This is a genomic window from Allobosea sp. FBZP-16 (assembly GCF_002831785.1).
Classification (GTDB): Bacteria; Pseudomonadota; Alphaproteobacteria; order Rhizobiales; family Beijerinckiaceae; genus Allobosea; species Allobosea lupini.
Window position 1 is genome coordinate 60,943 of record NZ_LNCQ01000012.1, and the last position, 20,579, is coordinate 81,521.

The window sequence follows — 20,579 nt, forward strand, 5'->3', positions numbered from 1 at the left end:
CCATGATCGAGAACGACCCGTTCCGCTGCTTCGTGCCTTATCCCGAAGCACCCGTGAAACATGCTTCCTCAGGCCCGCTCGCCGGGTTGACGCTCGCGGTCAAGGACCTGTTCGACGTCAAGGGCTATCCGACCGGCGCGGGCTCTCCGACCGTGCTGGCGCTGTCGGGGATCAAGACCAAGACGGCGCCGATCGTGAAGGCCTTCCTGGAGGCCGGAGCCCGCTTCGTCGGCAAGACCCATACTGACGAGCTCGCCTTCTCGCTCAACGGCAAGAACGCCCATTTCGGCTCGCCTGTGAATCCGGCTGCGCCTGACCGCATCACCGGCGGCTCCTCCTCCGGCTCGATGGCTGCGGTCGCGGGACGGCTCGCCGATATCGGCTTGGGTTCCGACACCGGCGGCTCGGTGCGGGCGCCGGCGAGCTATGGCGGCCTGTTCGGCATCCGTCCGACGCATGGCCGGCTTTCGCTGAAGCGTGCCTGGCCGCTGGCCGAGAGCCTGGACACCGCCGGCTTCTTCGCGCGGGATAGCGAGGTCTTCGCCCGCGCCGCCAACGCCGTTCTCGGCAAGGACAAGCTGACGCTGCCGGAGGCGCCGCGCCTCCTGCTCGCCGACGACCTCTTCGCCCAGGCCGTGCCCGAGGCTGAGCGCATCCTGCGCAATGTCGTGCAGCGGATCGTGCCGATCCTCGGCCAGCCCGAGGCTGTGCGCGCCGTCAGCGACATGGACGCGCTCTACTGGGCCTTCCGCTGGATCCAGGGCCGCGAGGCCTGGGAAGCCGATGGCAAGATGATCGAGCGCCACGCCGTGCCGCTCGGGCCGGGGGTCGCCGAGCGCTTCGCCTTCGGCAAGGCGGTCAGCGATGCGGAGGTGGCCCGCGGCGACAGCGTGCGCAAGGCCTTCCGCGCGAAGCTCGCCAGGCTGCTCGGCAAGGATGGCGTGCTGTTGCTACCGACCGTGCCCGATGTCGCGCCGCTGGTCAGCGCCGGCGAGCCCGAGCTCGAGGATTTCCGCAACCGTGCCCTGCGTCTGCTCTGCCTTGCGGGCTTGTCGGGCTTCCCGCAGATTTCGATCCCCGTCGCCCATCGCGACGACGCGCCGCTGGGCTTGTCGCTGATCGGGCCGAAGGGCTCGGACAAATCGCTCGTCGCCTTTGCCGCGAAGTTCGAGCGGGCGGCGCGGATCAGGCTGGCATGACGAGGAGGGCCCGATGAGCGGCCACGACCATCACCACCATCATGACCATGACCACGACAACCATTTCACCCCGATCGAAGCGCGGGTGAAGGCGCTGGAATCGCTGATGGTCGAGAAGGGCTATGTCGACCCGAGCGCGCTCGATGCGATCATCGACACCTACGAGACCAGGATCGGGCCGCGCAACGGCGCACGCGTCGTCGCCAAGGCCTGGAGCGATCCGGCCTATGCTGCGCGCCTGAAGGCGGATGGCACCGCCGCCGTGGCCGAGCTCGGCTATGGCGGGCGCGGCGGCGAGCACATCGTCGCCTGCTTCAACACACCTGAGGAGCACAACCTCATCGTCTGCACCCTGTGCTCCTGCTATCCCTGGCCGGTGCTGGGACTGCCGCCGGTCTGGTACAAATCGCCGCCCTATCGCGCCAAGGCGGTGATCGATCCGCGCGGCACGCTCGCCGATTTCGGCGTGACCCTGCCGGAAGGCCAGCGCATCCGCGTCTGGGACTCGACTGCCGAGACCCGCTTCATCGTCATCCCGATGCGGCCGGAAGGCACGGAAGGCTGGAGCGAGGACGAGCTGGCGTCGATCGTCAACCGCGACTCGATGATCGGCGTCGGCCTGCCCTCCCCGGAGGATAAGCCATGAACAGCGCCCACGACCTCGGCGGCCAGATGGGCTTCGGCCCGGTCGTGCCGGAGAAGGACGAGCCGATCTTCCATGCCGACTGGGAGAAGAAGGTCCTGGCGATCAATGTCGCCGCCGGCGCGATGGGCGCCTGGACGATCGACGGCATCCGCCATGCCCGCGAGAGCCTGCCTCCGGCGCAATACCTATCCTCGAGCTACTACCAGATCTGGCTGGCGGCGCTCGACAAGGTGCTGGTCGAGCACGGCTTCCTCAGCGAGGACGAGCTGGCCTCCGGCGTCGCAGGCAGCACGCGCCGGGAGCCCAAGCGGGTGCTGAAGGGTGAGGAGGTCCCGACCGTCCTGCGCCGCGGTTTCCCCTATGAGCGCGAGGCGGCTGCGCCGGCCCGCTTCAAGGTCGGCGACACTGTCCGCACCATCGTCATGCACCCGCAGCACCATACCCGCCTGCCGCGCTATGCCCGCGGCAAGCAGGGCGTCATCGAGCGCGTCACCGGCTGCCATGTCTTCCCTGACACCGGCGCCCATGGCGCGCCCGAGACGGCACAATGGCTCTACACTGTGGTCTTCACCGGCCCGGAGCTCTGGGGCCGCGACGCCGATCCGACCTCGACCGTCAGCATCGAGGCCTGGGAGAGCTATCTTGAGCCGGCCTGATACCGCTCTCACAGAGGCACTCGCCGCCGGCACACCGATTCCGCGCGACGCCGAGGGGCCGGTCTTCGCCGAGCCCTGGCAGGCCCAGGCCTTCGCCCTCGTCGTCGCCCTGCAGAACCGCGGCGTCTTCAGCGCCGATGAATGGGCGCAGGCGCTCGGCGCCGAAATCCGCGAGGCGCTGGCCAATGGCGGCTGCCGCGACGGCTCGGACTATTACGAGCGCTGGTGCGAGGCGCTGGAACAGCTCCTGATCGAGAAGGGCCTCGCCTCGCAGATAAGCGTCGACGCCCGCGCCGCCGCCTGGGAGCGCGCCGCCGAGGCGACGCCGCACGGCAAGCCGATCCTGCTAGAGAACGACCCGCTGCGCTGAACGCAGCTTTGCATCCTCGTCACGAAGCGCGATTATCCCGGCAACACCCGAGAACTGGGCTGCCGCAGGAGGATCGCGATGAGGACTGCAATAATGGCGCTCGCCGCCACGGTGCTGGCGACGACGGCGCTGGCCGCCGACCCCGCGCTTAACACGCTGCTTCCGAAGCTGACGCGCGCGACGCAATGGACGCAAAAGGCGGCGATCGAGCTGCAGTTCCCGACCCACCACCCGCAGGGCATGGTCAAGATCGGCGACGCCTTCTTCATTTCCTCGGTCGAGATCAGGAAGCCGACCACGCGCTACGCCGAGCCGAAGGACGGCTATGACCGCGACACCGGCGAGGGCGCCGGCCATCTCTTCAAGGTCGATGCGCAGGGCAAGCTTCTCGGCAGCGTCACGCTCGGCGAGGGCACGATCTATCATCCCGGCGGCATCGATTTCGACGGCAAGGATCTTTGGGTCCCGGTCGCCGAATACCGGCCGAACAGCCAGTCGATCATCTACAAGGTCGACCCCGCGACGCTGAAGGCGACCGAGGTCTTCCGCTTCAAGGACCATGTCGGCGGCATCGTCCACAACACCGACGGAAAATCGCTGCACGGCGTCAGCTGGGGCTCGCGCCGCTTCTACGCCTGGCCGCTCGGCGCCGACGGCAAGATCACCAACGCCGACGCTGCGCCGGAGAGCCTGCGCGTCGCCAATCCGGCGCTCTATATCGACTATCAGGACTGCCACTATATCGGCATGGGCCGGATGCTCTGCTCCGGCCTCAACAACTACCGCGCCAGCAAGGACGGCCCGGTCTTCCGACTCGGCGGCTTCGAGATCGTCGATCTCAAGGACAACCGCCCGGTCTTCCAGATGCCGGTCGAGCTCTGGTCGCCCTCCGGTCTGCCGATGACGCAGAACCCGTTCTGGGTCGAACCAGCGGGTGAAGGCGTGCGCGCCTATTTCGTGCCGGATGACGACAAGTCGACGCTGTTCATCTACGAGGCCGTGGCTAAGTAGGGCTCAGCTCCCCTGCCCGGCCGCCCATAGCCCGAAGAACAGCGCGGCGCCGAGCACCGCGACGAAGGCGGCCGCCAGCACTTCGAGCCCGGCGATGATCCGGGCTCCCTTCAACGAGCCGCCGCCGGCGAAGCGCAGGGCCGCGAACTTGAAGAACACCGCCAGCGCCGCCAGCGCCCCGGTGGTCAGCGCCGTGCCGAGCGCCATGGCGAAGGTCGCGGCAATGCCGGCCCAGAGCAGGCCCTGCGCATTGGCGAAGACCAGGATGATCAGTGCGCCGGCGCAGGGGCGCAGGCCCGCCGCCAGCACGACGCCGGCCATCTCCCGGAACGAGCGCAGGCGCGAGACCTCGTCGGCACCTGGCATATGGACATGGTCGCAGGTTGCAGGGTCATGCGCCGCGCCGCCGCCGAGCGCGACCAGGCTGCCAGCCTTGCGCCAGAGCACGTAGAGCCCGACCAGCGCGACCAGCGCGAAGCTACCCTGCTCGATCACCCAGGTGGTCGAAGCCATGGTCTTGGCCGTCGCGTTCAGCGCCAGCGTCAGCGCGCCGACCAGCCCGATCGCCACCAGCGCCTGCACCAGCGCCGCTGCGAAGGAGAGCGCCAGCCCACGCTTCAGGCTGCGGTTGTCGGCGACGATGTAGCCGGAGATCACCGCCTTGCCGTGGCCGGGCCCGGCCGCATGGAAGACGCCATAGGCGAAGGCGAGCCCGAGCAGCCCGGGCAGCGCCGCCGGCGATTGCGCGATCGCCTTAAGCGTCGCCGTCAGCTCGCGATAAAAGCTCGACTGCCAGGCGAGGATGACCGCGCCGAGGCCGGTCGTCGCGGGCAGCGCCTCGCGCGGCAAGGCCGTGCCGAACGGATTGCGCGGCGGCGGGGGCGGCGGCGGGAAATAGAGACTGGCCAGCCAGGCGATCAGCCCGAGCGCGCCGGCGACGAGCGCCAGCGCCAGCAGCACAACGAGCAAACGGCGCGGCCAGAGCGGCAGGCCCGGCACGGCGGGGGCGCTCAGGGACATGCAACCAGCGCCCTGGTGGTGACCTGATAGGCGCTCATATCCGGCGTTGCGGTGATGTCCTCCTGCGCCAGGCGCTGCTGCGTCGCCGCATCGAGCTTGGGCGGGCGCATGATCCGGACGATGCAGCCCTTGGGCGCATCGCGCGTCGCCACCGCATCGGCCTCCTCGCCGATCTCGAAGGCGACGAAATAGGTGGGGTCGCCGACCTCGATGCCGAAGGAGCGATTGGCGGTCGCCGGGGTCTTCAGCGGCAGCGTATAGGTCAGTGTCAGGATCTTGTTCTCATAGGCGAGCGAGGCTTCGCCCGGCGTGCCGAATTCCTGCACCTTGCCGTTCGCCTTGGCGATGGTGAAGAAGCCGACATCCGGCAGCGATTCCATGTTCACCTTGGCGAGCTCGGTCAGTTCGTCCGGGGTGATCTTGCCGTCGCCGTTCTTGTCGAGGCCCTGGACCATATAGGCCGAATAGGCCTCGTCGAAGCTCCAGCGATGGCGCAATGCCTTCACCGCGCCGCTGGCATCATAGAGAATCTCGGTGCGCGAGGTCACGAAGACGTGCGGATGCGCCAGCGCCGGCAAGGCAAGGCCGAGCCAAGCCGAAATGGCTGCGAACAGCGTCAGGAGCGTCGAGTATCGCGGCACGCGGCAATTTCCTCGAATCTGCGGCGAATCCGGCCGAGCTTTCATACAAAAACGCGCCTGGCGCGCCTAGCCTTGCAATCCCGTGCCGTGAGCCCTGCCGGCATCGCCCGCAAAGGCGGCCAAATCGCGGCGCGAGCGGCCTCCGCCACTCTGGAATCACCCCAGGGTGATTTGACGATATCACGTCAGTTATGACAGCCTTGCTGACATAATAACGAATTGGTGACCGGCGCTACCGGTCCCTATAGTCGATTTGAGCGCGATCGTCGGGAGGTCGGCCATGGCCGGTACGCAGCAGACTTCGCAAGGCCACGCGGCGAGTGAGCCGGAGCTCAGAGCCGTCGCGCTCGACGACAAATACGACCTTTCCAAGCAGCAGATCTTCCTGACCGGCACGCAGGCCATCGCCCGCATGCTGCTGGTCCAGCACGAACGCGACCGGCGTGCGGGCCTGAACACCGCCGGCTTCGTCTCCGGCTATCGCGGCTCGCCGCTCGGCGGGCTCGACCAGCAACTTCAGCGGGCCGCCAAGCAGCTCAAGCCCGCCAATATCGTCTTCCAGCCCGGGCTCAACGAGGACCTCGCCGCCACCGCGATCTGGGGCACGCAGCAGGCCGAGCTCTCCGGCGAGGGCAAATATGACGGCGTCTTTTCGCTCTGGTATGGCAAGGGCCCCGGCGTCGACCGCACCGGCGACGTCTTCCGCCATGGCAACATGGCCGGCACCTCGCGCCATGGCGGCGTGCTCTGCCTGCTCGGCGACGACCACACCGCGGAATCCTCGACCAACGCTCACCAGACCGAGTTCGTCCTGGTCGACCGGATGATGCCGATCCTCAATCCGGCCGGCGTCCAGGAGATCATGGACTATTCCCTGCACGGCTTTGCGCTCTCGCGCTTCGCCAGCGTCTGGGTCGGCCTGAAATGCGTCAAGGACAACATAGAATCCACCGCCTCGGTCGACGGCTCGGTCGACCGGGTCAGCATCGCGATCCCCGATGATTTCGTCATGCCGCCGGGCGGCCTCAGCATCCGCCGCGAGCTCGATTTCCTCGACCAGGAAAAGCGCCTGCACCTGTACAAGCGCGCCGCGATCCTCGCCTACTTACGCGCCAACAAGCTCAACCAGACCATCCTCTCCGGTGGGCAGACGCCGCGCATCGGCATCATCACCGTCGGCAAGTCCTATCTCGACGTGCGCCAGGCGCTGGAGGAGCTCGGCCTCGACGAGGTTCGCGCCAATGATCTCGGCATCCGCCTGTTCAAGATCGCCTGCCCCTGGCCGCTCGATCCGCAGGAGCTGAAGGACTTCGCCGTAGGACTAGACCTCGTCATGGTCGTCGAGGAGAAGCGCTCGCTGATCGAGGTCCAGCTGCGCGAGGAGCTGTACGGCACTGCGCACCAGCCCATGGTGATCGGCAAGAAGGACGAGCAGGGCGAGTGGCTCTTCCCGGTCCATGGCGCGCTCGATCCCAACGACATCGCCATCGCGCTCGGCGCGCGCCTGCTGCAGTACCGCGAGGACCCTGCGCTCAGGGCTCGGCTGGAAGAGATCGCCGCCGCTCAGGACCGTCTCGCCGAGGCGATCGAAGTCGCCAAGCGCACCCCCTATTTCTGCTCGGGCTGCCCGCACAACTCATCGACCGTCGTGCCCGAGGGCTCGCGCGCCTATGCCGGCATCGGCTGCCACTACATGGTGCAGTGGATGGACCGCGACACCGCCGGCTTCACCCAGATGGGCGGCGAAGGCGCCAACTGGGTCGGCGAAGCCCCGTTCTCGAAGCGCGGCCACGTCTTCCAGAATCTCGGCGACGGCACCTACACCCATTCCGGCTCGCTCGCGATCCGCTGGGCCGTCGCCTCGGGCGTCAACATCACCTACAAGCTGCTCTACAACGACGCCGTCGCGATGACCGGCGGCCAGCAGGCGGAAGGGCATTTGTCGCCCGACCAGATGGCGCGCCAGGTCGCGGCCGAGGGCGTCTCGCGCATTGCCGTGGTCTCCGACGATCCGGACAAGTACCCGGCCGGCACGCTCTGGCCTGCAGGAACCACCCTGCATCATCGCGACGATCTCGACGCCGTCCAGCGCGAGCTTGCGACCGCGTCAGGCGTCTCGCTGCTGCTCTACGACCAGACCTGCGCCACCGAGAAGCGCCGCCGGCGCAAGCGCGGCGCCTATCCCGATCCGGACAAGCGCGTCATCGTCAACGAGCTGGTCTGCGAGGGCTGCGGCGATTGCGGCGTGAAGTCGAACTGCGTCTCGGTGCAGCCGCTCGAGACCGAGTTCGGCCGCAAGCGCCAGATCGACCAGTCGAACTGCAACAAGGATTTCTCCTGCGTGAAGGGCTTTTGCCCCTCCTTCGTCACCGTGCATGGCGCGCGGCCGAAGAAGGCGGAGCCGCGCACGCTCGATGCCTCCGCGCTCGGCGCAAGCGATCTGCCCGAGCCCAGGGTGCCAGCGCTCGACCGCAATTTCGCTGTCGTCGTCACCGGCGTCGGCGGCACCGGCGTCGTCACAATCGGCGCGATCCTCGGCATGGCAGCCCACCTCGAAGGCAAGGGCTGCGGCATGATCGACATGGCCGGCCTCGCCCAGAAGGGCGGCGCGGTCTTCAGCCATGTCCGTCTCGCACCGACCCCGGACGAGATCCACGCCATCCGCGTCGCCGCCGGCCAGGCCGATCTCGTGCTCGGCTGCGACCTCACCGTCACCGGCTCGAAGAAGGTGCTGGGCGCGATCCGCCAGGGCCGCTCGACCGTCGTGGTCAACACCGCCGAATCCATGCCCGGCGATTTCACCCGCAACGCCGACTTCTCGCTGCCGACCGAGCGCCTGAAGCGGGCGATCATCTCGGCTTCCGGGCGTGACAACACCCATCTCGTCGATGCGACGGCCGGAGCCGTCTCATTCCTCGGCAATGCCATCGCCGCCAACATGTTCATGCTCGGCTATGCCTGGCAGCATGGCGGCGTGCCGCTCTCGCGGGCATCGCTGCTGCGGGCGATCGAGCTCAACGGCGAGGCCGTGGCGATGAACAAGCAGGCTTTCGAGCTCGGCCGCCGCGCCGCGCATGATCCGGCGGCCCTGCTCGCGGCGCTCGCCGAGGCCAAGGCGCCGACGGACGCCCGCCAGCTCTCGCAGAGCCTCGACGAGATCGTCGCCCGGCGTGTCGACTTCCTCACCGGCTACCAGAACACGGCCTATGCGGCGCGCTATCGCGATCTCGTCGAGAAGGTCCGCGCCAAGGAGGCCGGCGTGCTTCCCGGCCAGAGCGCACTGGCCGAGAGCGTCGCGCGCTATCTGTTCAAGCTGATGGCCTACAAGGACGAGTATGAGGTCGCCCGGCTCTACAGCGACGGCGCCTTCCGCAAGCAGCTCGCCGCGACCTTCGAGCAGGATAGCGCTTCGGGTGAGCCCCTGCGCCTCGAATTCCACCTCGCACCGCCCCTCCTCGCCAAGCGCGATCCCAATACCGGCCTGCCGCGGAAGATGAGCTTCGGGCCGTGGATGCTGGGCGCCTTCGGCCTGCTGGCCAAGCTGAAGGGCCTGCGCGGTTCCGCCTTCGACGTCTTCGGCTACACGCAGGAACGCAAGACAGAGCGCCGGCTCATCGCAGATTACGAGGCGCTGGTTGCCGAGATCCTCGGCAAGCTCTCGCCGCAGAACCATGCGCTCTGCGTTGCGCTGGCCGCGATCCCCGAGAAGATCCGCGGCTTCGGCCACGTCAAGGAGCGCCATCTCGCGGCGGCAAAGGCCGAGGAGGCCGAGCTGCTGAAGCGGCTGCGTGACGGGTCGGCGCAGGCGCTGGCGATGCCGAAGGCAGCCGAGTAGCCGCACGAACGTTCAAGACGGCCGATAGCTCCCCTGGTGTCCTCTGTGCTCGCTCACGGCTGCGGAGGACGACATGGATGGGCTGGCCGGATTCCTCCTCGCCGGCGTTGCGCTCACCGGCAGCCCCGGGCCGGCGACCCTGAGCCTGACCGCGACCGGCGCCGCCTTCGGCACTCGCCGCGGCCTCGCCTATGGCGCCGGCATCACACTCGGCATGCTCGCGGTGATGGCCCTGACCGCGAGCGGCATCGTCGCCGTCGTCCTGGCGCTTCCAGGCCTGGCACCGGTCGTCACGGTGCTGTCGGCGCTCTATTTTCTCTATCTCGCCTTCCGGATCGCGACGGCGCCGCCGCTGGCCGATGCGGACAGCGACGCGGCGGCTCCCTCCTTCGCCGCCGGCTTCACGCTCTCGCTGGTCAATCCCAAGGGCTATGCGGCCATGGCCGCGCTGTTCTCCGGCTTCACGCTGCTGCCGCAGCAACCGGCGATCGATGCAAGCCTCAAGATCGGCCTCCTGCTGCTGGTGATCGCCACGGTCAACCTCGGCTGGCTTCTGGTCGGCTCGGGTCTGACCGGCCTGTTCCGTGATCCCTGGAGCAACCGCATCGTCAACCTGATCTTCGCGGCGCTGCTGCTCGCCTCGCTAGCCGCCGCGATCAGGTCCTGAGGGCAATCCCGTGGAAGCGACGCACGATGCACCTGGGGATCGGCGCAGACCGCACGACAGCCTGCCTGACTTGAGTTTGCGATGAACCGGGCCGCATAGTGCGCGACGAGCGCATGCGAGGGGCCGGCGAATCTTGATTTCCGAGGACGAGCTGCGCCGCATCGCCGCCTGGTCGAACGACCTCACGCCGGAGGAGTTCGAGGAGGCCAGGCGCGGCACCAGCCTCAAGGCCTATGGCAAGGGCGCCTATGTCTGCCATGTCGGCGACCGGCTGGAATCTTGGACCGGCGTCGCCGACGGGCTGCTCAAGATGAGCACGACCTCGCGCAGCGGCAAATCGGCGACGCTCGCCGGACTGCGCGGCGGCGCCTGGTTTGGTGAGGGCACGATCATCAAGAACGAGGCGCGGCGCTATGATCTCGTCGCGCTGCGCGAGAGCAAGGTCGCGCTGATGCGGCGCCAGACCTTCCTCTGGCTGTTCGAGCATTCGGCCGCCTTCAACCGCTTCCTCGTCCACCAGTTCAACGAGCGCCTCGCCCAGTTCATCGGCCTCGCCGAATACGACCGCATGCTGGGCGCCACCGGGCGCCTCGCCCGCAACCTCGCCTGGCTGTTCAACCCGATCCTCTATCCGAACAACGAGCGGACGCTGACGATCAGCCAGGAGGAGCTCGGCCTGCTCGCCGGCATCTCCCGGCAGATGGCCAATCAGAGCCTCGCGAGGCTCGCCGAGCTCGGATTCATCAAGATCGGCCACAACGAGGTGACGATCCTCGATCTGGAGCGGCTGGCGCGCTACGAGGGGTAGACGGCGCTTGCTGGAAGCAAGGTCCGCTTCCGGGGCCTCGAAGCCTCAGACCCAAGGCTGCGGGATGTGCTCCTGCGCATGGGCGCGCTGCACGGCTGGCCGGGCGATCATGCGCTGCAGATAAGCGCCCAGTTGCGGTCGGCTGGCGGCGGGACGACGCATGCCGCGCGACCAGCGGGCAAGCGTTAAGAGATAGGCGTCCGCGGCCGTATAGGTGTCGCCCAGGAGCCAGGCACCGCCATGCCGCGCCAATTCCTCCTCGACACGGTCGAACTGGGCGTTCACGCGTTGCTCGGCCGCACCTCTCACTTCCGCTTGCGCTTCAACAGACGCCGCAACCTTGCTGGGGTGCAAATAGAGCGACAGATTGGCGTGCAAGGCAGTCGAAAGCCACATCAGCCATTTGTAGAACTGCGGCCTGAGAGCGCTGCCCTGCTCGGGCAATAGCGATGCGCCGCCCGTCTTTTCGAGGAGATGAAGGATGATGGCGACGCTCTCGTAGAGAACCAGATCGCCGTCTTCCAGCACGGGGACAAGGCCGTCGGGATGCAGCGCGAGATAGGACGGGCTCCTGTTCGGCCCCTTGTGCAGGTTCACGAACGACAGCTCATAGTCCAAGCCGATCTCTTCGATGACGATGTGCGTGGCGAGGCTGATGAACCCGGGATAATAGTGAAGACGTAGCATCTCGGAGCTACCATTTCGGTCATCGTCTGGGGCGCCATTTGTCAGGCTCCCGACCTGCAGCGGTCAAGCTCACGATCCCCGGCTGGATTCGCAAACGTCCGCACTTACCGATTGCGGCAGGAGCGACGGCACTGTCCGAACCTAGCCGGCTCGATGGTCGCCGAATTGTCGCATAATTCGCCCAATGGTTGGGGTTCACGCCCAGCGGAGCCGGCATGGACTATTTCAGGCGCTTCACCTTCCTGTTCGCGACGCCGAACTTCGATGCCGAGGATCTCGAAGGCATCCGCTTCAATCAGATCATCGACGAGATCGAGCGGTCGGGCTTCGAGGTGGTCAAGGCGCGCAAGCTCGAGGATGCCGAGATCGCCGTCCAGACCGACGCCGCCATCGGCTGCATGGTGGTCGACTGGGGCAAGAAGGGCCTGGAAGGGAAGACCGCCGCGCTGATCAACCTGATGCGCCGGCGCGGCCTCGACTTCCCGATCATCCTGCTGATTCGCCGCAAGCGCTTCGAGGACGTGCCGGTCGAGGTGCTCGACTTCATCGACGGCTACATCTTCCTCTCGGAGGAGACGCCGCCCTTCATCGCCAAGAGCCTGATCAGCCGGCTGAAGCAATATGCCGAGACGCTGAAGACGCCGTTCTTCGGCGCGCTCGTCGACTATGCCGAGGAGGGCAACCATCTCTGGACCTGCCCGGGCCATAATGGCGGCGTGTTCTACAGCCGCAGCCCGATCGGCCGGGTCTTCATGGAGCATCTCGGCGAGGCGGTCTTCCGCGACGATCTCGACAACTCCGTGCTCGATCTCGGCGACCTCCTGACTCATGAGGGGCCCGCCTTGAAGGCGCAGAAGGAAGCGGCGCAGATCTTCGGGGCGGAGAAGACCTATTTCGTCCTGAACGGCACCTCGACCTCGAACAAGGTCGCGCTCGCGGCCCTGGTCACCGATGGCGACCTCGTCCTATTCGACCGCAACAACCACAAGGCCGCCCATCACGGCGCGCTGCTGATCGCCGGCGGCATACCCGTCTACATCCCGACCGCGCGCAATGCCTGGGGCCTGATCGGCCCGATGCGCTGGGAGAGCTTCGACGAGGAGGCTCTGCGCGAGCGCATTCGCACCAATCCGCTGGTAAAGGATGCCGAGGCCTGGAAGAAGCCGCGCCCGTTCCGCGTCGCCGTGGTCGAGCAGTGCACCTATGACGGCACGATCCACTCGGCCCAGATGATCCTCGATAAGATCGGCCACCTCTGCGAGTACATCCTCTTCGACGAGGCCTGGGCCGGCTTCATGAAATTCCACCCGCTCTATGCCGGGCGCTTCGCCATGGGGCTGACCGGCTTGGGGCCGGAGTCGCCCGGCATCATCGCGACGCAGTCGACGCACAAGCAGCTCGCGAGCTTCAGCCAGGCCTCGCAGATCCACATCAGGGACCGGCACATCAAGGGCCAGAAGCGCCGGGTCGAACACCGGCGCTTCAACGAGAGCTTCATGCAATACGCCTCGACCTCGCCGTTCTATCCGCTGTTCGCCTCGCTCGATGTCGGCGCGCAGATGATGAAGGGCCGCTCCGGCGAGGTGCTGTGGGATGACACGATCCGGCTCGGCATCGAGTTGCGCAAGAAGATCCGGGCTGTCCGCCGGGAATTCGAGGAGAAGGAGACGAGGCCGGAGCGGCGCTGGTTCTTCGAGCCCTTCGTGCCGGATCGGGTCACGATCGCCGACGCGTCGCGCGAAGGCGCCGTCCATGATGTCGCCTGGGAGATGGTGGCGACCGACCAGCTCGCCAGCAACCCCGCCTACTGGCAGCTCGCACCGGATGCCAACTGGCATGGCTTCACGCAGATGGAGCCGGGCTTTGCCATCACCGACCCCAACAAGCTGACCCTGCTGACGCCCGGCTTCGACCGCGAGACCGGCGCCTACGCCGAGCATGGCATCCCGGCGCCGGTTGTGGCGCAGTTCCTGCGCGAGAACCGGATCGTCGCCGAGAAGAACGATCTCAACTCGCTGCTCTTCCTGCTGACGCCGGGCGTCGAGGCCAGCAAGGCCGGCACGCTGATCAGCGGACTGGTCGCCTTCAAGAAGCTGCACGACGACAACGCCCTGCTGGAAGACGCGATCCCCGAGTTCTACCGGCGCCGGCCGGGCCGCTATGGCGGCGTGCGCCTGCGCGATCTCTGCGGACAGATGCATCGCTTCTTCCGCGACCACGACGTCAGCGGGCTGCAGAACCGGCAGTTCTCGCCAGAGCATCTGCCGGACATGGCGATGTCGCCGCATGATGCGGCGCGCTGCCTGACGCGCAACGATGTCGACTATCTGCCGATCGACGCCATCGCCGGGCGGATCGCGACGACGCCCTTCGTCGTCTACCCGCCGGGCATCGCGACCATCGTCCCCGGCGAGCGCCTGACCGAGCGGGCCAAGCCGATGATCGACTATCTCAAAATGTTCGAGGCCTGCTTCAATCTCTTCCCCGGCTTCGATGTCGAGATCCAGGGCGTCTATCGCGAGGTCGATGCCGAAGGGCGGGTGCGGCTCCACACCTATGTCGTCAGCGAGCAGGCGCAGGGTTGAGGATCGCGACGGCATATGGAGAGCGAGCTACCGATCATCATCCGCCCCTCCCGCGACGACGATGTCGAGCCGATGCTGGCGATCTATCGCCGGCATATCCGCCACGGCATCGAGGCCGGTATCGAGGACACCGGCACGCCGCAGCCGGACGATCTCAAGGACCGGCGCAAGAACCTGCGCAGCCGCAAGCTGCCGCATCTGGTCGCGACCCGTGGCGGCGAGGTCGTCGGCTATGCCTATGTCGTGCTGTTCCGCAAGCGGCCGGCCTATCGCTTCACGGTGAAGCACTCGATCTACGTCCATCACCAGCATCTCGGCCGCGGCATCGGGCGGCTCCTGATGCAGGCGCTGATCGACGCCTGCGCTGCCGCCGGCTTTCGCCAGATGATCGGCTATATCGACGCCGAGAATGGCGCCTCGCTCGCGCTGCACGAGCGCTTCGGCTTCGCCCGGGTCGGCCTGCTGCCGGGCGTCGCCTATCGCCATGGCAAATGGTCCGACAGCGTCATGGTGCAGAGATCGCTGGGGCCGGGTGCGACGCAGCCGATTGGGTGAGGCGGAATGTCGGCTTGCGACCCGTTGCCGACATCAGCACTACGATCCCCCACCCGGTGAGAAGAAGCAGAGCAACTCGCCCGCATCGTTCATGCAGAGATGGAAGAAGCCGTCCGGCGAAAGACGGGCCTTCTGATAGGGGATGTCGAGCACGGCCGGCTGGCGGCGCTCGCTGGCCCACATCGGATGGCGACCGGGCATGATCGTCACGACGAAGCCGGACGGAGTCTCCCGCACCTCGCTTGGATCGATCCGCGCGCAATCGGCCTCGGAGCAGCATTCGAACGGATAGTCCCAGCCGCCCGGCGCCCGATGCGCATGCGTCTGCGTGGCGCCCGCGGCGAGCAGCATCGCGATCGAGGCAAGAGCACGCATTGGCCAGTCCCCGAATCGAGCTTCCGGTTCGAAAGCGGCAGATCGAAGGCGCTGCCTTCCACCCGCATCGCCCCGCCAGGTTCACCCCGAGGCCGGAGTATGGTAGCTCGGCGCCATGACCGCATCCATCCGGCTTCGCTGACCTCATCGAGCGCACGTCCGCAGCCCGCCTCACCGAGAGCGGGCGCGATCGATTCTGCCTTGATGACGAAAGCGAACCAAGATGCACACCTTTGAATTGCCTGCCGATCCCGCCTTCTGGCAGGATCCCGCACCCTTCTTCCAATCTGCCCTCGCTACCGGCGACGGCCTCTTCGCATCGACCGGCGGCCTGTCCGTACTGGGCTATGAGGCGCTCTTCGCGCTTGGGCGCGACCCGCGCCTCGATGGCCATCCCTTCCCGCCCGAAGGTCTCGGCCCGGACAAGGCCGATATCCACGCCTTGCTGCGCTGGGGCCTGTTCACCCTGGCGGGGCCCGAACATCGCGGCCTGCGGCAAGCGGTCATTGCCGGGCTGTCGGCCCAGCGGATCGAGGCGTTGCGGCCCACGATCCGGCATCTGGCCGATGCGGCGCGCCGGGACCTGCTCGGCGCAGCGAATCCGGACCTGGTCCGCGACTTCGTCGCACCGCTTTCCGCCCGCGCCTTCTGTGCACTTGCCGGGATAGACCAGCAACAGGCAGGCCGGATCGGCTTTGCAATAGCCGCCATCGGCGAGCAATTGTCCTTCGCGCCGGCGCCGGACAGGCTCGCCGCCGCGAACCGGGAGGCGCGCGGCCTGCTGCGGCTGCTGCACGAGCTCGAATCCGAGGGCCAATCAGGGCTGATGCGCGACATCGCGGCGCGATTGCCGTCGGGGAGCGCCGCCAAGGCTGCAGATCTGGTCGCAGGCTTTGCATTCGACGCCGTCGAAACGACGATCTCGGGCGTGTTCTGCGTCCTCGACTACCTGATGCAACAAGAGCAATTGCGCCTCGACCTGTCGGCCGGACAGTACACGCTTTCCGATGCGGTGCAGGAGGCGTTCCGGCTGACCTCGCCAACGATCCTCACCGCCAGGATGGCGGCCGAGGACATCGTCTGGCGCGGCGAGACGATTGCCGCCGGCACTTCATTGACGATGTGGTGGCCGTCGGGCAATCTGGATGGATGGGCCTTCGAACAGCCGACGCGGTTCGATCCAGCCCGGCCAGCGAAACGGCACCTCGCCTTCGGCGTTGGCGGCCATGGCTGCCTCGGCCGGCAGCTCGCTTCGCTGCTCGCCGAAGAGGCCGTGTGCGCTCTGCTGGTCAGTGGCGGGCCGCAACCTGTCAGGATCGGCGAAACACGGTTCCTGCCGCGCTTCTCGCGTTTGAGTGAAAGCGCGCCGATCCGTTTCGTGTGACGGCAACGCGGCCTCCTGCACGATCGGGGGGCCGCAAACTCTCGAAACTGCCTGAGAAACACCGGTTCGGGTAGAGCAGGCCAAACCTCGGCGGGACAATAGCGCCCCAAATGCGTCTTGTCTGTCAAGTGGCTTCTTGCACAGCGCCGAGGCACCTGCAAAGCTTGCATGATCGCAAAAGGGCGCAAGGCCCCGACAACCCGCGACAGACGGGGCGACAGGGTGGAGACGATATCGTGGCAAGCGCAGCCGCCGGCCGGGCGGACACCTTTCCCAAGCTTTTGCTGCGCAATGCGCGGGAGCGCGGCGCACGCGTCGCGTTCCGGCACAAGGACCTCGGCATCTGGCAGTCCTGGACCTGGGCCGAGGTTGCCGAGCAGGTCCGCGCCTATGCCAAAGGCTTCGAGCAGCTCGGCCTGAAGCGCGGCGAGAAGGTCGCCATCATCGGCTACAACCGCCCGCGCCTCTATTGGTCGATGGCCGCGGCGCAATGGCTCGGCGCGATCCCGGTACCGGTCTATGCCGACAGCGTCGCCGACGAGATGGCCTATGTGCTCGACCATGCCGGGGCGGTCTTCGCCTGCGTGCAGGACCAGGAGCAGGTCGACAAGGTTCTCTCGGTCGTCGAGCGGCTGCCGGCCCTGCGCCACATGCTCTATGACGAGCCCCGCGGCCTGCGCGATTACGACCACGCCAAGCTGCACGACATCGGCAACGTGATCGAGGCCGGGCGCGCCGCGCTCAAGGACACCACGGTTTCAGCCGCGCATGACCGCGAGATGGAGCAGGGCGCGAGCGACGATCTTGCCATCATCCTCTACACCTCCGGCACGACCGGGCGGCCCAAGGGGGTGATGCTGACGCATTTCAACGTCATCACCGCCGCCGAGATCGGCTGCAGCTTCGACGGGCTGAACGAGAACGACGAGATCATCGCCTATCTGCCGATCGCCTGGGTCGGCGACCATGTCTTCTCCTATGCCCAGGCGATCATCGCCGGCTTCTGCGTCAACTGCCCGGAAGGGCCCGAAACCGTCGTCGACGACCGCCGCGAGATCGGCACCACCTACGCCTTCGCGCCGCCGCGCGTGTTCGAGACCATGCTGACGCTGACCATGGTGCGCATGGAGGATGCCGGCCCGCTGATGCGGAAGGTCTTCAACTACTTCCTCGGCGTCGCCAAGCAGCATGGCGAGAAGATCCTGAACGGCGAATCCGTGCCGCTCTCCGCCCGGCTGCTCTACAAGCTCGGCGACATCATCATCTACGCGCCCTTACGCAACCGCTTCGGCCTGACCAACATCAAGGTCGGCTACACCGCCGGCGAGGCGATCGGCCCCGAGCTCTTCCGCTTCTACCGCTCGATCGGCGTCAACCTGAAGCAGCTCTATGGACAGACCGAGGCCGGCGTCTACATCACCATGCAGCCGGACGGTGAGATCAAGGCCGACACGGTCGGCAAGCCGGCGCCGCAGGTCGAGATCAAGATCGCCGACAATGGCGAGGTGCTCTACCGCTCGCCCTCGATCTTCCGCGGCTACTACAAGGACGACGAGAAGACCGCCGAGACGATGACCGAGGACGGCTATGTCCGCTCGGGCGATGCCGGCTTCTTCGACGAGAGCGGGCACCTCAAGATCATCGACCGCGCCAAGGATGTCGGCAAGCTCAACTCCGGCGAGCTGTTCCCGCCGAAATACATTGAGAACAAGCTGAAGTTCTATCCGAACATCAAGGAGGTCGTCGCCTTCGGCCAGGGCCGCGACTACGCCACCGTCGCGCTCAACATCGACCTGACCGCCGTCGGCAATTGGGCCGAGCGCAACAACGTCGTCTACGCCTCCTATCAGGAGCTCGCCGGCCATCCGCAGGTCTACGAGATGATGGCCAAGCATGTCGACGAGGTGAACCGCTCGCTCGCGGCCGAGCCGATGATGGGCGGCGCCCAGATCAAGCGCTTCCTGATCCTGCACAAGGAGCTCGACGCCGACGATGGCGAGCTGACCCGCACCCAGAAGGTCCGGCGCGGCTTCATCGCCGAGCGCTACGCCCCGCTGGTCGAGGCTTTGTACAACGGCTCGACCCAAGCGGATATCTCGACGGAAGTGACCTTCGAGGACGGCCGCAAGGGCGTGATCTCAGCGACGGTCAAGGTCGCCGACGCCAAGGTTTACCCGGTCTCGAGCCTGGCGACGAAGGAGGCGGCATGAACGCGCATTCCATGACGGTCGCCGGCGAACCGGTCACGCACAAGGGCGAGGTGCTGCTCTCGGTCGACAACGTCTCCCTGCGCTTCGGCGGGGTGAAGGCGATCAGCGACGTCTCCTTCGACATCCGCAAGGGCGAGATTCGCGCCATCATCGGCCCGAACGGCGCCGGCAAGACCTCGATGCTGAATTGCATCAACGGTTTCTACCATCCCCAAGAAGGCCGCATCACCTACAAGGGCGTGCGCCGCGCCAAGGTCAGGCCGCACCAGGCCGCCGCCGCCGGCATCGCCCGCACCTTCCAGAACGTCGCGCTGTTCAAGGGCATGTCGACGCTCGACAACATCATGACCGGGCGCACCCTCAAGATGCGCAAGGGCTTCTTCTGGCAGGCGCTGCGCCACGGGCCGGCGATGGACGAGGAGATCGAGCATCGCAAGGTGGTCGAGGACATCATCGACTTCCTGCAGATCCAGCACATCCGCAAATTGCCGGTCGGCAAATTGCCCTATGGTCTGCAGAAGCGCGTCGAGCTCGGGCGTGCGCTCGCGATGGAGCCGGAGCTCCTGCTGCTCGACGAGCCGATGGCCGGCATGAACCTGGAGGAGAAGGAGGACATGTGCCGCTTCATCCTCGACGTGAACAATCAGTTCGGCACCACCATCGCCCTGATCGAGCACGACATGGGGGTGGTCATGGACCTCTCCGACCGCGTCGTCGTGCTCGAATACGGCCGCAAGATCGCCGACGGCACCCCGGCCGAGGTCAAGGCCGACCAGCGCGTGATCGACGCCTATCTCGGAGTGGCGCACTGATGGCCGCCGCAAGCAAGGACATGAGCGCAAAGGACATGAGCGCATGAGCGACATCGCCGCGCAGCCCGCGCCCAATCTCCTCGGCAATGTCTGGGTCAAGGCCGGCCTGATCGTGGTCGGCCTCGTCGCCGCCGCGCTCATCGGCGCCCGCATCGACCCGACCGGCACGATCCACAATATCTTCGTCGATCCGTTCAACCAGATGGTCCAGGCCCCGGACCTGCTCGCCCAGACGATCTGGGAGGGCCTCGTCTCCGGCGTACTCTATGCGCTGATCGCGCTCGGCTTCGTGTTGATCTTCAAGGCGTCGGGCGTGTTCAACTTCGCCCAGGGCATCATGGTGGTCTTCGCGGCGCTGACGCTGGTCGGCCTCTACGAGAAAGGCGTGCCAGCCTTCCTCGCGGTCATCCTGACGCTCGGCGTGATGTTCGCCCTCGCCGTGACGATCGAGCGCGTGGTGCTGCGCCCGCTGGTCAACCAGCCCGACATCATCCTGTTCATGGCGACCTTCGGAATCACCTATTTCCTGATCGGCTTCGGCGAGGCCATCTTCGGCGGCAATCCCAAGCAGATGATCGCCGAGCAGCTCTATCTGCCCAAGGGCGCGATCGACCTGAAGATCCTGGGCGGCATCGTCTCGCTGCAGAAGATCGACATCGCTGCCGCCATCATCGCCTCGCTGATGATCGCCGTGCTGGCGCTGTTCTTCCAGTACACCCGCATCGGGCGCGCCCTGCGGGCCGTGGCCGACAGCCACAAGGCGGCGCTGTCGGTCGGCATCTCGCTCAACCAGATCTGGGTGATCGTCTGGTTCACCGCCGGCATCGTCGCGCTGATCACCGGCATCATGTGGGGCGCCCGCTCGGACGTCTCCTTCGCGCTCGAGATCGTGGCGCTGAAGGCGCTGCCGGTGCTGATCCTCGGCGGCTTCACCTCGATCCCCGGCGCCATCGTCGGCGGGCTGATCATCGGCATCGGCGAGAAGCTCGGCGAGTTCTACTGGGGGCCGCTGATCGGCGGCGGCATCGAGAGCTGGCTCGCCTATTTCATCGCCTTGGGCTTCCTGCTGTTCCGGCCGCAGGGCCTGTTCGGCGACAAGATCATCGAACGCATCTGAG

18 protein-coding genes are annotated in these 20,579 nt (G+C 66.7%); 14 read left to right on the top strand and 4 right to left on the bottom strand.

Translation table 11 applies throughout. The features are described 5' to 3' along the window. Positions 1-2 precede the first annotated feature (2 nt). The 5 genes from CXY91_RS02850 (at position 3) to CXY91_RS02870 (ending at position 3,882) form a co-directional block, all read left to right on the top strand. Positions 3-1,199: an amidase gene (locus CXY91_RS02850; protein WP_100959225.1), complete on the top strand. Its 1,197-nt coding sequence runs from the start codon at positions 3-5 to the stop codon at positions 1,197-1,199. A gap of 13 nt (positions 1,200-1,212) precedes the next feature. Continuing rightward, on the top strand, positions 1,213-1,845 hold the full coding sequence (gene nthA, locus CXY91_RS02855) for a nitrile hydratase subunit alpha (protein WP_100959226.1): 633 nt from the start codon (positions 1,213-1,215) through the stop codon (positions 1,843-1,845). After that, entirely contained in the window at positions 1,842-2,501 is a 660-nt protein-coding gene (nthB, locus tag CXY91_RS02860; RefSeq protein ID WP_100959227.1) for a nitrile hydratase subunit beta, read from the top strand. Before nthA ends, nthB begins: the two co-directional genes overlap by 4 nt. Next, positions 2,488-2,871: a nitrile hydratase accessory protein gene (locus CXY91_RS02865; RefSeq protein WP_465246835.1), complete on the top strand. Its 384-nt coding sequence runs from the start codon at positions 2,488-2,490 to the stop codon at positions 2,869-2,871. The genes nthB and CXY91_RS02865 overlap by 14 nt, the downstream gene beginning before the upstream one ends. Before the next feature lie 78 nt (positions 2,872-2,949). Continuing rightward, the gene (locus tag CXY91_RS02870; RefSeq protein ID WP_199777342.1) at positions 2,950-3,882 is read left to right on the top strand and encodes a DUF6454 family protein; all 933 of its coding nucleotides are present in this window, start codon (positions 2,950-2,952) and stop codon (positions 3,880-3,882) included. Positions 3,883-3,885: 3 nt separating this feature from the next. On the opposite strand, the gene CXY91_RS02875 is transcribed toward CXY91_RS02870, so the two are convergent. Together CXY91_RS02875 and CXY91_RS02880 are read right to left on the bottom strand one after the other, a co-directional pair. After that, positions 3,886-4,902, bottom strand: a complete 1,017-nt coding sequence (locus tag CXY91_RS02875; RefSeq protein WP_100959230.1) for a nickel/cobalt transporter — start codon at positions 4,900-4,902, stop codon at positions 3,886-3,888. Then, positions 4,893-5,543 carry a DUF1007 family protein gene (locus CXY91_RS02880; protein ID WP_158673247.1) on the bottom strand — a complete coding sequence of 217 codons (651 nt, stop codon included), beginning with the start codon at positions 5,541-5,543 and terminating at the stop codon, positions 4,893-4,895. The genes CXY91_RS02875 and CXY91_RS02880 overlap by 10 nt, the downstream gene beginning before the upstream one ends. A gap of 280 nt (positions 5,544-5,823) precedes the next feature. On the opposite strand from CXY91_RS02880, the gene CXY91_RS02885 reads away from it, so the two are divergent. The 3 genes from CXY91_RS02885 (at position 5,824) to CXY91_RS02895 (ending at position 10,853) form a co-directional block, all read left to right on the top strand. After that, complete coding sequence (locus tag CXY91_RS02885) at positions 5,824-9,378, top strand: indolepyruvate ferredoxin oxidoreductase family protein (RefSeq protein ID WP_100959231.1); 3,555 nt, start codon at positions 5,824-5,826, stop codon at positions 9,376-9,378. Between the two features lie 73 nt (positions 9,379-9,451). Further along, positions 9,452-10,045 carry a LysE family translocator gene (locus CXY91_RS02890; RefSeq protein ID WP_100959232.1) on the top strand — a complete coding sequence of 198 codons (594 nt, stop codon included), beginning with the start codon at positions 9,452-9,454 and terminating at the stop codon, positions 10,043-10,045. A 133-nt stretch (positions 10,046-10,178) separates the two neighbouring features. After that, positions 10,179-10,853 carry a Crp/Fnr family transcriptional regulator gene (locus CXY91_RS02895; RefSeq protein WP_100959233.1) on the top strand — a complete coding sequence of 225 codons (675 nt, stop codon included), beginning with the start codon at positions 10,179-10,181 and terminating at the stop codon, positions 10,851-10,853. Between the two features lie 45 nt (positions 10,854-10,898). On the opposite strand, the gene CXY91_RS02900 is transcribed toward CXY91_RS02895, so the two are convergent. Further along, positions 10,899-11,540 carry a glutathione S-transferase family protein gene (locus tag CXY91_RS02900; RefSeq protein WP_100959234.1) on the bottom strand — a complete coding sequence of 214 codons (642 nt, stop codon included), beginning with the start codon at positions 11,538-11,540 and terminating at the stop codon, positions 10,899-10,901. Between the two features lie 215 nt (positions 11,541-11,755). Between CXY91_RS02900 and CXY91_RS02905 the strand changes: the two genes are divergently transcribed. Both CXY91_RS02905 and CXY91_RS02910 read left to right on the top strand, forming a co-directional pair. Next, on the top strand, positions 11,756-14,125 hold the full coding sequence (locus tag CXY91_RS02905) for an Orn/Lys/Arg family decarboxylase (protein WP_100959235.1): 2,370 nt from the start codon (positions 11,756-11,758) through the stop codon (positions 14,123-14,125). Positions 14,126-14,140: 15 nt separating this feature from the next. Beyond that, complete coding sequence (locus CXY91_RS02910) at positions 14,141-14,680, top strand: GNAT family N-acetyltransferase (RefSeq protein WP_100959236.1); 540 nt, start codon at positions 14,141-14,143, stop codon at positions 14,678-14,680. A gap of 39 nt (positions 14,681-14,719) precedes the next feature. On the opposite strand, the gene CXY91_RS02915 is transcribed toward CXY91_RS02910, so the two are convergent. Beyond that, positions 14,720-15,055, bottom strand: coding sequence for a hypothetical protein (locus CXY91_RS02915; protein WP_100959237.1), 336 nt, complete (start codon positions 15,053-15,055; stop codon positions 14,720-14,722). Between the two features lie 442 nt (positions 15,056-15,497). Between CXY91_RS02915 and CXY91_RS02920 the strand changes: the two genes are divergently transcribed. The 4 genes from CXY91_RS02920 to CXY91_RS02935 all read left to right on the top strand — a co-directional run bounded on the left by CXY91_RS02920 (position 15,498) and on the right by CXY91_RS02935 (position 20,578). Next, entirely contained in the window at positions 15,498-16,439 is a 942-nt protein-coding gene (locus tag CXY91_RS02920) for a cytochrome P450 (RefSeq protein WP_158673248.1), read from the top strand. Between the two features lie 236 nt (positions 16,440-16,675). Next, on the top strand, positions 16,676-18,649 hold the full coding sequence (locus CXY91_RS02925) for an AMP-dependent synthetase/ligase (protein ID WP_248307326.1): 1,974 nt from the start codon (positions 16,676-16,678) through the stop codon (positions 18,647-18,649). Continuing rightward, positions 18,646-19,461, top strand: coding sequence for an ABC transporter ATP-binding protein (locus tag CXY91_RS02930; RefSeq protein WP_100959240.1), 816 nt, complete (start codon positions 18,646-18,648; stop codon positions 19,459-19,461). Before CXY91_RS02925 ends, CXY91_RS02930 begins: the two co-directional genes overlap by 4 nt. Before the next feature lie 202 nt (positions 19,462-19,663). Beyond that, complete coding sequence (locus tag CXY91_RS02935; RefSeq protein ID WP_091834258.1) at positions 19,664-20,578, top strand: branched-chain amino acid ABC transporter permease; 915 nt, start codon at positions 19,664-19,666, stop codon at positions 20,576-20,578. Position 20,579: the final 1 nt, after the last annotated feature.